8 protein-coding genes and 2 pseudogenes are annotated in these 13,439 nt (G+C 63.9%); 5 read left to right on the top strand and 5 right to left on the bottom strand.

All coding sequences use genetic code 11. The features are described from left to right. The coding region (locus IVB50_RS26280; protein WP_247297821.1) for a CusA/CzcA family heavy metal efflux RND transporter at window positions 1-2,973 on the top strand (2,973 nt) is incomplete at its 5' end. Between the two features lie 66 nt (window positions 2,974-3,039). Here the strand turns inward: IVB50_RS26280 and IVB50_RS26285 are convergent. Then, on the bottom strand, window positions 3,040-3,759 hold the full coding sequence (locus IVB50_RS26285; RefSeq protein WP_247297823.1) for a nucleoside phosphorylase: 720 nt from the start codon (window positions 3,757-3,759) through the stop codon (window positions 3,040-3,042). A gap of 102 nt (window positions 3,760-3,861) precedes the next feature. On the opposite strand from IVB50_RS26285, the gene IVB50_RS26290 reads away from it, so the two are divergent. Beyond that, window positions 3,862-4,482, top strand: coding sequence for a class I SAM-dependent methyltransferase (locus IVB50_RS26290; RefSeq protein WP_247297825.1), 621 nt, complete (start codon window positions 3,862-3,864; stop codon window positions 4,480-4,482). A gap of 48 nt (window positions 4,483-4,530) precedes the next feature. Here the strand turns inward: IVB50_RS26290 and IVB50_RS26295 are convergent. The 3 genes and pseudogenes from IVB50_RS26295 to IVB50_RS26305 form a co-directional block, all read right to left on the bottom strand. Then, a pseudogene (locus tag IVB50_RS26295) lies at window positions 4,531-7,768 on the bottom strand (CusA/CzcA family heavy metal efflux RND transporter). Window positions 7,769-7,771: 3 nt separating this feature from the next. Beyond that, on the bottom strand, window positions 7,772-8,815 hold the full coding sequence (locus tag IVB50_RS26300; RefSeq protein ID WP_247297827.1) for an efflux RND transporter periplasmic adaptor subunit: 1,044 nt from the start codon (window positions 8,813-8,815) through the stop codon (window positions 7,772-7,774). Window positions 8,816-9,467: 652 nt separating this feature from the next. After that, on the bottom strand, window positions 9,468-10,115 hold the full coding sequence (locus tag IVB50_RS26305) for a cation transporter (RefSeq protein WP_247297829.1): 648 nt from the start codon (window positions 10,113-10,115) through the stop codon (window positions 9,468-9,470). A 75-nt stretch (window positions 10,116-10,190) separates the two neighbouring features. Here IVB50_RS26305 and IVB50_RS26310 point away from each other — a divergent pair, with 75 nt between their 5' ends. Together IVB50_RS26310 and IVB50_RS26315 are read left to right on the top strand one after the other, a co-directional pair. Beyond that, window positions 10,191-10,589: a helix-turn-helix domain-containing protein gene (locus IVB50_RS26310; RefSeq protein WP_247297831.1), complete on the top strand. Its 399-nt coding sequence runs from the start codon at window positions 10,191-10,193 to the stop codon at window positions 10,587-10,589. A gap of 46 nt (window positions 10,590-10,635) precedes the next feature. Further along, window positions 10,636-10,818: a hypothetical protein gene (locus IVB50_RS26315; RefSeq protein WP_247297866.1), complete on the top strand. Its 183-nt coding sequence runs from the start codon at window positions 10,636-10,638 to the stop codon at window positions 10,816-10,818. A 271-nt stretch (window positions 10,819-11,089) separates the two neighbouring features. On the opposite strand, the pseudogene IVB50_RS26320 reads toward IVB50_RS26315, so the two are convergent. After that, window positions 11,090-11,323, bottom strand: a pseudogene (locus IVB50_RS26320) (hypothetical protein); the annotation flags it as partial. A gap of 239 nt (window positions 11,324-11,562) precedes the next feature. On the opposite strand from IVB50_RS26320, the gene IVB50_RS26325 reads away from it, so the two are divergent. Further along, window positions 11,563-13,254, top strand: coding sequence for a recombinase family protein (locus IVB50_RS26325; RefSeq protein ID WP_247297833.1), 1,692 nt, complete (start codon window positions 11,563-11,565; stop codon window positions 13,252-13,254). The last annotated feature ends 185 nt before the right edge of the window (window positions 13,255-13,439 follow it).

The following is a 13,439-nucleotide window of genomic DNA, read 5'->3' on the forward strand; positions in this document are numbered from 1 at the left end:
TTCTCTTTCTTCGGCGTCTCCTTCGTCTACGTCATCTTCGAGGACGGCACCGACATCTACTGGGCGCGCTCGCGCGTGCTGGAATTCCTCAACGGCGCCAGCGCGCGCCTGCCCGCCGGCGTGAGCCCCACGATCGGCCCCGACGCGACCGGCGTCGGCTGGGTCTACCAGTACGCGATCATATCGAAGGAACTGAACCTCGCCGATACCCGCACCATCCAGGACTGGAATCTGAAGTTCGCACTGGCGAAGGCCGAGGGTGTCGCCGAGGTTGCGAGCGTCGGCGGCTTCGTCAAGCAGTACAACGTGATCCTCGATCCGCAACGCATGCGCGACCGCGGCATCACCATGCAGAAGATGCGCGATGCCATCCGCGCCAGCAACGCCGACGTCGGGGGGCGGACCGTCGAACTGTCCGAGTTCGAGTACGTCATCCGCGGCAAGGGCTACATCAAGTCGATCAACGACCTCGGCGACATCGTGCTGAAGACGAACAACGGGACGCCGGTGCTGCTGCGCGACGTCGCGCGTGTCGAACTGGGCCCCGACGAGCGGCGCGGCATCACGGAGCTGAACGGCGAGGGCGAGGTCGCCAGCGGCATCGTGCTACAGCGCTTCGGCCTCAATGCACTGGAGGTGATTGAGAACGTCAAGAAGCGCTTCCGGGAGATCGCCTCCAGTCTTCCGAAGTCGGTCGAGATCGTGCCGGTCTACGATCGCTCCAACCTGATCTACGCGGCCATCGACACGCTCAAGCACACGCTGTTCGAGGAAAGCGTCGTCGTGGCGCTGGTCTGCATCGTGTTCCTGCTGCACGTCCGCAGCGCGCTTGTAGCCATCCTGATGCTGCCGGTCGGCGTCCTGATGGCCTTCGGCGCCATGAAGCTGTTAGGCCTCGGCTCCAACATCATGAGCCTCGGAGGCATCGCGATCGCGATCGGCGCCATGGTGGATGCGGCTATCGTCATGATCGAGAATGCTCACAAGCATCTCGAACGTGCGGAGCCCGGAAGGTCCAGGCTCGACGTCCTGATCGCCGCCGCGGCGGAGGTCGGACCGGCGCTGTTCTTCAGCCTGCTGATCATCACGGTCTCGTTCATGCCGATCTTCACGCTGGAATCGCAGGAGGGGCGGCTCTTCAGCCCGCTCGCGTTCACCAAGACATTTTCGATGGCTGCCGCCGCGCTGCTGTCGGTGACGTTGGTGCCGACCCTCATGGTCATATTCGTGCGCGGGCGGATCGTTCCGGAGCACCGGAATCCGATCAACCGCTTCCTGATCTGGATCTACCGCCCCGTGATCAAGGGCGTCATGCGCGCCAAGACGTTGGTGGTCGTGCTCGCGCTCGCCGTTCTGGCCGTCAGCATCTGGCCGGCCCGCCAGCTCGGCACCGAGTTCATGCCGAACCTGAACGAAGGCACGTTGCTCTACATGCCGACCACGCTACCGGGCATCTCGGTCACGAAGGCCGCCGAATTGATGCAGACCCAGGACCGGATCATCCGGTCCTTTCCGGAGGTCGCCTCGGTGTACGGCAAGGCGGGCCGTGCGGCGACCGCAACCGACCCGGCCCCCTCCGAGATGTTCGAGACGATCGTCAATCTCAAGCCGAAGGAGAATTGGCGGCCCGGCATGACTATCGACGGACTGATAGCCGAGATGGACAAGGCGCTGCAATTTCCCGGCGTCTCGAACGCCTGGACCATGCCGATCAAGGCGCGCATCGATATGCTGTCGACCGGCATCCGGACCCCGATTGGGGTCAAGGTGATCGGGACCGATCTGGTCGAAATAGACAAGCTTGCGAAGCAGATCGAGCAGGTCCTCAAGACCGTGCCGGGCACCTCTTCGGCGTACGCCGAACGCGGCATCGGCGGCTACTATCTGGAGGTCACGCCGGACCGGACTGCGCTGGCACGCTACGGCATCATGGTCCAGGACGTGCAGGACACGATCGCGACCGCCCTCGGCGGCCAGACCGTGACCACGACCGTGGAAGGCAGGCAGCGCTTCACCGTCAACATGCGCTACCCGCGTGATCTGCGCGACAACCCGCAAGCCATCGCCAACGACGTGCTGGTTCCGATGGCCGCCGGCGGCGCTGTTCCGCTCGGCGAGGTCGCCAAGGTCGCGCCAGCGCGCGGGCCGACCTCGATCCGCACCGAAAACGGGCAGCTCGCGACCTACATCTACGTCGATATCCGCGACCGCGATCTCGGCGGCTACGTGGCCGACGCCAAAGCCGCCGTGCAGGCCAGCATCCAGTTCCCGGCCGGCTACTACGTGATGTGGAGCGGCCAGTACGAATACCTGGAGCGGGCCACAGCGCGGCTGAAGATCGTCGTGCCCGTGACGCTGCTGATCATCTTCCTGCTGCTGTACCTGAACTTCCGCTCGATCACCGAGACGATGATCGTGATGCTGTCGCTGCCGTTCGCGCTGGTCGGCGGGCTCTGGCTGATGTGGTGGCTGGGCTTCAACCTGTCGGTGGCGGTCGCGGTAGGCTTCATCGCGCTCGCCGGCGTGGCCGCGGAGACCGGCGTCGTCATGCTGATCTATCTCAATCAGGCGCTCGCGGAGACTGCGGCGAGACGTGCCGCCGAGGGGCGGGTCGTGACGCGCGGCGATCTGTACGACGCCATCATGCAGGGCGCGGTGGAGCGCGTCCGCCCCAAGATGATGACCGTGGTCGCCATCATGGCGGGCCTGCTGCCGATCATGTGGAGCACCGGAACAGGCTCGGAGATCATGCAGCGCATCGCGGTGCCGATGATCGGGGGCATGATCTCATCCACACTGCTGACGCTGATCGTGATCCCGGCGATCTTCGGCCTGGTGAAGGGCTTCGGACTCCCGAAGCAGGCCGCCTCGACCCCACCTTCGCCGTCAGCGGCGGAACAAGTTGCGCGCAAGGATCTGTTCCGGAGCTCGATTGTTCAAGAAGCTGATGTCGAGCGCGCGGATTCACAGTAGGCGTATGGTTGCGGCGCGCCGCTTCTTTTGGAGACGCCCGTCGAAAGCTCCGTATACGGCGAACCGCTATTGCTCGGACAAGGCGGCTACGATGGGGCCCAGTATCGCCAACGCGTCCACCGCGCCGTCATCTTCGCCCTTTTCGAAGTCCGCGCCCGTTTGAGCCATTGTGTTCGTCACGTGAGCGACGCAGAGAACCTTGCATTCGGTGGCGCCGGCGAAGGCGTACAGCGCGGCTGCTTCCATCTCGACCGCAAGTATTCCCCGGTCCGCGGCTGCTTGAACAGCTTGGCTGGTCTCGCGGAACGGGGCATCCGTGGTCCAACTTGCGCCCGCGATAGTTCGCGGTGCGCCGTGTTTGATTGCCTCTTTCGCGACTTCCAGCAGGTGAGGACACGCGCTGGCGTACTCCGAAGGCGGAGCGTAATGGTAGCTCGTTCCTTCGTCGCGCAGCACTCGCTCGATGATGATGAAGTACGGCGGTTCACCGGCGTCGACGATCTGCCCAGCAGACGTCAAGCTGATTAGGAGGCGACAGCCGCTGGCAAACAGTTCCTCGGCGACCAGGACGGCGAAGGAGGCCCCCACGGCCCGTCCGACGATGCCGACCTCCTGTCCGGCAAGCGAGAACACATCGAGCTCGGTGTGATAGCATGGCCATCCTCCGAAGGGCTTTGCGCGCCCGGTCCGGCGGAGATGGCGCACGAGATCGCCATCCGGATCGAGCAGGCAAACGGAGGGGACGCCGACCGCCTCGATGTTCTTCTGTCGGCGTGCTTCCCGCATCAGGGCAGCCGGCATGAAGACGGAAGGAGCCGAGGGTCCTTGTTGTCGAGGATAGGAGAGATGGCCATCTATGCACCTTGAATCGATGGAGGGACGGAAGCCATGAACGACCTCGACCGCCAGGCTCATTGGCAGAGCGTATACGCGACGAAAGCGGAAAGGGAAGTAAGCTGGTTTCAGGAGGATCCGGCTCCATCGCTTGATCTCATCGCCGAGGGCGGCATCTCGACCGACGCGCGCATCATTGACGTCGGAGGCGGCGCTTCACGGCTGGTTGATGGTCTGCTGGAGCGGGGCTTCAGCCAGGTTGCGGTACTGGACCTCTCCGCCAAGGCGCTGGAAGCAGCGAAGACACGGATTGGCAGGCGCGGAGACGGGGTCGCTTGGATCGTTGCCGACGTCACGACCTGGAATCCTTCGGACACCTACGACCTTTGGCACGATCGGGCCGCTTTCCACTTCCTGACGGACCCCGCCGACCGCGATGCATACATCGCTTGCCTGAAGAAGGCGGTTCGCCCAGCCGGTCATGTCATCATCGCGACTTTCGCGCCCGATGGTCCCGAAAGGTGCAGCGGGCTCCCCATCGTGCGGTACGATCCGGAGGCCCTGGCCGAGACGCTGGGCCCCACCTTCGAGCTCGTCGGCTCTCGGCGACATGATCACTTGACCCCAGGCGGCAATACGCAGCGCTTTCAGTTCAGCCGCTTTCTGCGGCGGTAAGGGTGTGCGGTGGCACCCGCCTCAAGAATGGCGGGCCGACCGGCGGAGCTACTCGGCGGCCCGATCGGGTGCGAACTTCGCGGTCTCGCGCGGCACTTGAGCGTGCGCGGTCGAAAAGCGCGAGTAGAGCGCGGGCAGCACAAGCAGAGTGAGCAGCGTCGCGGTCAGAAGGCCACCGATGACCACTGTGGCGAGGGGCTTCTGGACCTCCGCGCCGGTGCCCGTCGCGAGCGCCATCGGCAGGAAACCGAGCGAGGCGACGAGGGCGGTCATGACGACGGGGCGGAAGCGGGTCAGCGCGCCCTCCCGGATCGCCGTTCTTGACGTGGTGCCTTCTTCGATGAGCTTGCGGATTTGAGTCAGCATCACAAGCCCGTTGAGCACGGCGACCCCCGACAACGCGATGAATCCGACGGCGGCCGAAATGGAAAAGGGCATGCCACGCAGCCATAGGGCCGCGATTCCGCCGGTCAGAGCAAGCGGGACCGCGCTGAATACGAGAAGCGCGTCCCGCAGCGAGCCCAACGCGCCGAACAGAAGGAGATAGATCAACAGGAAGCAGCCTGGGACGACGATCATCAGTCGCTGGCGCGCGACGGAGAAGTTCTCGAACCGCCCGCCCCAAGTCAAAAAGCTGCCCGGTGCAAGCGCGACCTGCTCCTCCACCTTGTCGCGCGCTTCCGCCACCAGCGAGCCGATGTCACGGCCGCGGACCTCGGCGGTCGCCACCACGCGGCGTTTTCCGTTTTCCCGGCTGACCTGGTTCGCGCCCTCGGTCTGCTCGAAAGACGCGATCGTCCGCAGCGGTATCGAAGCCGCCGCCGCGTTCGGTTTGGCATGAGGAAGCGGCACAGGAAGGTTCTCCAAAGCCGAGATGTCGTTGCGGAGAGCATCGTTGAGACGAACCACGATCGGGAACCTCCGGTCGCCCTCGAAGACGAGGCCGGCGTTGCGGCCGCCGACCGCGGTTTCGATCAGATCCTGGACGGCGACGAGACTGATGCCGAGGCGGGCGATCTCAGGTTTGTCGATACGGATTTCGAGAAACGGCAATCCGGCCGTTTCCTCGACCTTGACGCTCTCGGCTCCTTCAATCTTCCGCAGCACGTCAGCGATCCGTCCGGCGGTCCGCTGCATATCCGCGAAGTCGTCGCCGAAGACCTTCACGGCCAGATCCGCTCGGACGCCGGCGATCAGTTCATTGAACCGCATCTGGATCGGCTGCGAGAAGCCGAGCTTGTTGCCGGGCAGTTCGGCGGCTTTGGCCTCGATCCGCTTGATGAGATCGTCTTTTGTCATGCCGGCGTCCGGCCATTCGTGGTGCGGCTTGAGGATGATGTAGGTGTCGGCGGCGTTGGGGGGCATCGGGTCCGCCGCCAAATCGGGGGTTCCGACGCGCGAGAAGACGAAAGCAACCTCCTGAAGTTTGCTGATCTGTCGCTCGATCAGGAGCTGCATCGCCTGCGACTGCGCGAGCGCGGTGCTCGGCACCCGGCGCACTTCCATGACGATGTTCCTCTCGTCGAGCGTCGGCGTGAATTCCTGCCCGAGCTGGCCGAAGAGGACAACCGCAGCGGCGAAAAGCAGCGCGGCACCCGCCAAAATCGGCGTCGGCCTGGCTATCGAGGCGCCGAGCAGAGGCGCGTATGCCGACTTCAGGCGCCGCACGATGGCGTTCTCGTCCTCGCGCACCGGCTTCGAGAGAGCGACTGCGATCGCCGCCGGAACGAAGGTCAGAGAGACGACGAACGCGGTCGCGAGCGCGATCATCACGGTCAGCGCCATCGGTTCGAACGTCTTGCCTTCCACGCCGGTGAAGGCGAGGAGCGGGACGTACACCAGGATGATGATGATCTGCCCGTATACCGTCGGACGGATCATCTCCGAGGTCGACGCGGTCACCGTCGACAGTCGCTCCTCGAGCGACAGGGCACGTCTGAGCTCTCGCTGCCGATCTGCCAGATGCCGCAGGCTGTTCTCGGCGATGATGACGGTGCCGTCCACGATGAGCCCGAAATCCAGGGCACCCAAGCTCATGAGATTTGCGCTGATCCGCCCTTGGAGCATTCCTGTGGCGGTGATCAGCATCGTTACCGGTATCACGCATGCGGTGATGATCGCGGCCCGTAGGTTGCCCAGCATGACGAAGAGGACCGCGATCACAAGGAGCGCCCCTTCCGCCAGATTGCTCGCGACCGTGTGAATCGTCGCGTCCACCAATTCCGTCCGGTTCAGCACGGAATGCGCGTAGACGCCGGGCGGCAGGGTTCGGCCGATCTCCTTGATCCGCGCTTCGGCGGCCGCAGCGACCGTGCGGCTGTTGCCGCCGATCAGCATCAAGGCCGTTCCGAGCACCACTTCGCGCCCGTCGATGCTGGCGCTGCCGGTGCGGAGTTCGCGACCGATGGCGACGTCGGCGACGTCCTTCACGCGCACCGGGAAGCCGGCGCGCGTCGCGACGACGATGTTCGAGATGTCGTCCATGTTCTCGACCCGGCCGGCGGCGCGGACGACGTAGCCTTCCCCGTTTTGTTCGATGTAGTTGGCGCCGCGGCTGACATTGTTGGCTTCGATAGCCGCAATCACGTCGCTGAACGAGAGGCCGTAGCCGATGAGTTTGGTCGGATCCGGTTGCACCTGGAATTGCTTGACGAAGCCGCCGATCGCGTCGGCGCCGGCGAAGCCGGGCACGGTTCTGATCTGGGGTCGGACGATCCAGTCCTGTACGGTGCGCAGATACGCGGCGCGCTGGAAGTCGTCGGTCAGTCGCTCGCCTTCGGGCGTCAGATAGCTGCCGTCGGTTTGCCAGCCGGGCTGTCCGTCGGGCACCGGGGCGCTTGTGCCTGGTTTTTCGTACTCGACGGCCCACCAGTAGATCTCGCCGAGCCCTGTCGACACCGGCCCCATCTTCACGTCCACACCCGGCGGCAGGGCGGATTTCGCGTCGTTGATCCGCTCCGCCACCAGTTGGCGCGCGAAGTAGATGTTGGTCGGTAAACACGGCGGTGATCTGCGCGAATCCGTTCCGGGAGAACGAGCGTGTCGATTCCATTCCCGGAATGCCGGCCAGCGCCGTTTCCAACGCGACGGTGACCTGCTTCTCGATCTCGATCGGCGTGAACGTTGGTGCGACGGCGTTCACTTGCACCTGGACGTTGGTGATGTCCGGAACGGCGTCGATCGGCAGCCTTGTCACGGACCAGATGCCGGACGCCGCGACGGCGATGGTGACGAGCAGGACGAGCCACTTGCGCCGAACCGAAAAATCGACAATGGCCTCGATCATCGCTCAGTCCTCTTCGCTGGGTTTGGCCAGTTCTGCCTTCAGCGAGAAGGTGTTCGACACGGCGATGGTCTCGCCGGCTTCCAGACCGGAGACGACCTCTACGGATTGACCGTCGCGCTGGCCCAGGACGACGCCGCGGGTTTCGAAACCGTCCTTCGTGCGCACGAAGACCGCCTTCCGACCATCGACGGTCTGGACCGCGCTGGCCGGCGCGACCACCGGGGCTTGATGCTCGTCGATCGCGATCGCCGCCGTGACGAACGATCCGGGGCGCCAGCGGCCGTCGGCGTTGTCGATGACCGCGACAACTCGCGCGGTGCGAGTCTCCTTATCGAGCAGAGGGCTGACGAACATGATCTTACCTGTCGTAGCATCCGGAAAGCCACGCAGCGTCACGGCGACCGCTTGTCCTTCCCGGACCATCGGCAAGTCCGGCGAGGAGACGGAAAGCTCGACCCACACCCGGCCCAGGTCGACGACGACGAAGAGCTCGGTCTCGAGATTGTCTCGCCCGACCGCCGTCCCGAGTTCGACCTTGCGCTCGGCGATCCGCCCCGAGATGGGCGCTCGCACGTTCTGACTGCGCAGCGAAGCATCCGGAGCCTGCGGAAGCGTCGTGATCTCGTCGTCGCGCACGCCCAACGCCAGCAGCTTCTGACGCGCGATACCGAAGCGCATCGCCGTCTGCGCCGCCGCGTTGCGGGAGCGGATATACTGCTGCTCCGGAACGGCGCGTCCTTCCCAAAGTGATTTGTCCCGCGCCGTCAGGTCTTGCTGCAGATCGTTGGAGAGTCGGGCAGCCAGGTAATCGCTTTTGGCGTCCGCAACCTCTCGGCTCTCGAGGACGGCCAAAACCTCGTCCTTGACGACGTCGTCGCCGATGTTCTTGCGCAGTTCCGCAACGGTCCCGGACAGCTTGACGGAAACGTGGGCGACGCGCGCGGCATCGGGCACGATTGTGCCCGGCACGGAAAGCCGCTTGGCCACGGTCGCAGGGCCGACGCTCCGCTGTTCGATTTGTGCGAGTTCGATCCGTTCCTCGTTCATCGTCAGCGACCTGGCGGACGGCTCGGGCGCGGTCGGCTTTGCGGCGGTCGCTGGCCGGGTCTGCGAACCTATCCCGAGCACGCGCTGGACTCCGGTCGACAGCCCCGGGGCAAGCGCGACGGTTGCGGCGCCTGCCACGAACGCGATGACTATGATGATTGGCCTATTTGCCATGGTATTTTTCTGATGCGAAGCCGACAGCAGGAGAGCCGCCCGTCCTCATTGGGGAGGAACATTCGAATTGTCGACGACCGGCGCTCGGCCGCTCGGCCGCGCCCACTCGGCCGCCGCGCTCAGCCGCGGGGCGGTCTGAACAACGGCAGGCCCGCAAGTCCGGAGAGGGGCCGAACGTGCTCCAAGGGCGGCGCGATACCAATCGCATCGGCTGGCCGGACTGCCGACGTGGTGCGAGGCGTGGTGATGTGCGAAAGGCATTGGCCGCAGTGAGGCGGCAACCGCTGCTCCGGAAAATCCGGACTTGTGTCCGGAGCCGAAGTGGAAACGATGATCGTCGGTCCGTCGTTTGCGAAGGCAAGATCGCAGCAGGCGCAGTGCAGCAGCGAAAGCAGCAGCCCGATCGTCAACATCAGGACAAGCGGCAACCGTGGCCACCGGTTGCCACTCTCCTCCGCCGATCTGGCAAGCGCGCTTATCATCCGCCTACCGGAGCGTGCCTGGAATTCCCGAGCGTCAACTCGGATGCGGCATGCCTGACGACCAGCCAAGCGCCCTGGAGCGCGAGACAGGCCATGACGACGGCCACGATGATATCAGGCCAGCCGGTGCCGGTCCCAAGGACGCCGGCGGCTGCGAGCAGCACCGCGAGATTTCCCAAGACATCGTTGCGAGTGCAGATCCAGGCGGATCGCATGTTGGAGTCGCCGCCGCGATAGGCCCAAAGCAATCCGAACGAGACGGCATTAGCCGCCAGAGCCACGACGCCGATCGCGCCCATCGTGATCGCTTCGGGCCGGGTGCCGGAATAAAGGTGCCAGATCGCAACGCCCAACACCCAGAGACCGAAAAGACCCATCGAAACGCCCTTGGTGAGCGCGGCGCCGGCGCGATAGCGCAACGACATGCCCACGACGAAGAGGCTGATCCCGTAATTTGCCGCATCTCCCAAAAAGTCGAGCGCGTCCGCCTGGAGCGAGGCCGAGCCCGCGTGCAGGCCGGCGCCGATCTCAACGGCGAACATCGACGCATTGATCGCCAGAACGGCCCACAGCACACGGCGATACGCCGCGTTTGTCTCCGGGCGCGGCTCTTCGTGATGGTGACCGCAACAGGCTGCGCTCATGGTTTCCTCATTCACAATCCTTCGGTCGGGGACTATAAACCCTCTAGTCACTAGAGCTTCAAGTGGAAACTGGTCATGCTTTCTATCGGCGCGCTGGCGAAGGAGGCCGGGGTAAAGGTCCCGACCATCCGTTACTACGAACAGATAGGCCTCCTCGAGGCGCCCCCGCGTACCGAGGGTCAGCAGCGCCGCTACCGCGCGGAAGCGGTGCGCCGGCTGAACTTCATCCGTCACTCTCGCGAACTTGGGTTCGAGATCGACGACATTCGGGAACTACTCTCGTTAAGTGCGCAGCCCAGTGGACCGTGCGAAAACGCGGACAAGATCGCGGCCCGCCACCTCGAAGCGGTCGATCTACGTATCAAGCAGCTGACTTTGCTCCGGAACGAACTCAAAAGGATGCTCGATGACTGTCACGGCGGCTGCGTGGCCGAATGTCGGGTCATCGATAGTCTGAGTGCACGCGCCGATTAGCTGCGTGTCCCCCTGCTCATGTTGCGCGGAGCAGGCCGGATGGCCAATGCCGCCGCCGCAGACTGACCGTGAAATGGAATCCTCAGCGCCTGCCGTGAAGCCGGGCGAAACCGTCGGATCCACGATGAACCAGCAGAATCCGACCGTTCAGCAGCAGTATCCGTCGAACATCAAGGGTATGCCCGGCAACAAGAACGGGCCACCGGCCAAACAGCTCAATCGCCAGTGACCTCGCGGCGGCGGCTGGCGGGTAACGAGCATGACCGCCAAGACTCTGTACGAAAGTCCCAATGGTGACGTCTGGCGGCTGGTTCGCGACCCGCAATCTGGCATGCCCATAGTGGAGCACCAACCGAACACTGGCTCGGGCGGCCGAAGCTCATTGGACGATTCCTTCGTACAGGCGCGAACGGTCCGGAACACCAGGCGGTCCACGATCGGAGCGACAGGTTGAGGAATGCTCTGGCCGCAAGCCGGGGCAACGCTGCTAGTCGGCACTGCGGGCACTCGGGACAGGTGTCGCCCATCGATTCGGCGGCATTATCGGGTGGGACCCCGGGAGGGGGATCGTTCCTGGCGGTATCGAACGCGCGCTCGCGGGCGTGTGGATCGGCGCGGTCCTTCGCCCAGCCGTGCTCTTCGCATTTGTGGATGGCGCCGGCCTCCTGCAGCAAGTGGATAGCCCAGCCGCGCAGCGTCTGGATCGCCTGTGGTTTTTCCTTCGTCATCAGCATCGAAATAGGCTCCTGCCGAGACGAATCCTTGGGACCGCCGGCTCGTTCCCGGCGGTTAGCATGGAGCAGGGATTCACAATCGGCAGGGCTGAGGTTTGTCCCCGTGTTCCGCGGCGCTGTGCACAAGCCAACTCCGGCGCCGGCATAAGGCGCACCCAGTGCTTCTGGACGCATTGCCATCCCGACTGCGGGAGGTGTATTCGCACTCGCGGGTACCTCTGAATTGTCAGGAGGGGTGCATGGGTAACTGGCTCGTTGTTCCTAAAGGGACAAGCTTGGCGAGGCGGGCCCGATCGCGGCGTGCTGCGCAGTACGTTCGAATGTCGAGGGAGCTCCAGCGCTACTCGATCCAGAACCAGATGGCGGCCATTGCAGCCTATGCCGAGGCGAACACGCTCACGATTGTGCGCACCTATCGCGACGAGGGCCGCAGCGGCCTCCGGATCAAGGGGCGTCCTGGTCTCATCGAGCTGATCGAAGATGTCCAATCGGGCCGAGCCGACTTCGACCACATCCTCGTCCACGACGTCAGTCGCTGGGGCCGGTTCCAGGATGTCGACGAGAGTGCCTACTACGAATTCCTGTGCAAGCGGAACGGCGTTCAGGTCGAATACTGCGCGGAGATCTTCAAGAACGACGGCACCTTTGTTTCGGGGATCGCGAAAAGCCTGAAGCGCGGCATGGCCGCCGAGTGGAGCCGAGAGCTCTCCGTCAAGGTGCACGCCGGACACTGTCGGGTCGCGAGCCTTGGATACCGCGTTGGCGCTCCCGTCGGCTACGGTCTCCGACGCTTGATGGTCGACGAAAGCGAGCATCCGAAGGCCCTTCTCGAAAAGGGGCAATTCAAGGCTCTGCAATCGGATCGCGTTCGGCTCCAGCACGGCTCGGCCGAAGAGGCCGCCGTGATCCGGGAAATCTTCGATCAGTTCGTCAACTGCCGGAAATCCTACAGCGACATCAGTCGCCAGCTGAACGACGCGGGCATCGCCAATCACAACGGTCGGCCCTGGACCGACGGCATGATACCCACCATTCTCGGGAACGAGAACTACATCGGGAACACCGTCTACAATCGCACCTCAAGACGCTTGGGCCAGAAGCTGGTCAAGAATCCGGACAACGCTTGGGTCCGCGGCGCTGCGGCGATCGAGCCTATCGTGGACCAAGGCATCTTCGCTCGAGCCCAGAAGCTGCTGGCCGAGCGCCGCGTGGAGATTCCGGAAGAAGAGATGCTGTTGCGCCTTCGTCTCACGCTGCGCCGGCGCGGTAAACTCAACTCGCACATCATCAATACGACGCTCGGTCTCAATCACGTCTCCTCGTACGTGAAGCACTTCGGTTCGCTGCGAAAGGCGTATGCGCTGATCGGATACGTGTCGCCGCGCGACTGCGACTGGATCGATAACCGGGATTTTTGGACCGCCGAACAATCAAGGCATGTCACCGAACTCGCGGAGGTGCTGCGAACGGAACTCGGCCTCCAAGCCGATCTTGTTCCGGACGGCATCGGGCTTGATGTCGGGGGCGCGCGCTTGGTTTCGTTTCTGGTCGCGCGACGACTGGGGCATCGTGGAAAGGACCACGCTCCGCAATGGAAAGCCTACCGAAGACAGATCTCATCGGGCTTGCTTGCCGTGATGCGGTTGGATGCGGCGAATCGGGAGATCGAGGACTACGTGTTGTTGCCTGCCCCGTCGAAGTCAGGACGCTACGTGTGGCTCTCATCTGATTCCCTTCGTCGACGTCGGGGCGCGCCGTACGGAGAAAAGCGGGCATTGTTCGGTGCCATCAAGGCAAGGCTGGCAAATACCAACCGTGCTGCCCCAACCAGCTCAGCGCCGCTGAAAAAGCGATCGAAATCAGGCCTGCCCAGAGCCAGGGGCTTCGACGGGCGGCGCTCACGGTGCGGAGATACAAAACCGCTCCGATGAGCGTGCCGTAGTTCCTTCGGAAGTCACCATTCAGTTTCGCAATCTTGGACAATTCCGAGGATGTATCGACGTCATTCGCCATCGTGCTGGCTCCTTCGTCTTGCTAGGACCAGCGCCTTATGAACCACTGTTTTGCCCGACGGAGCAAGTGATATTTCGCGTTATCAGAAATTACCTGATCGCTC

Origin of the sequence: Bradyrhizobium sp. 87 (assembly GCF_023073015.1) — a bacterium.
GTDB classification, from domain to species: domain Bacteria; phylum Pseudomonadota; class Alphaproteobacteria; order Rhizobiales; family Xanthobacteraceae; genus Bradyrhizobium; species Bradyrhizobium canariense_D.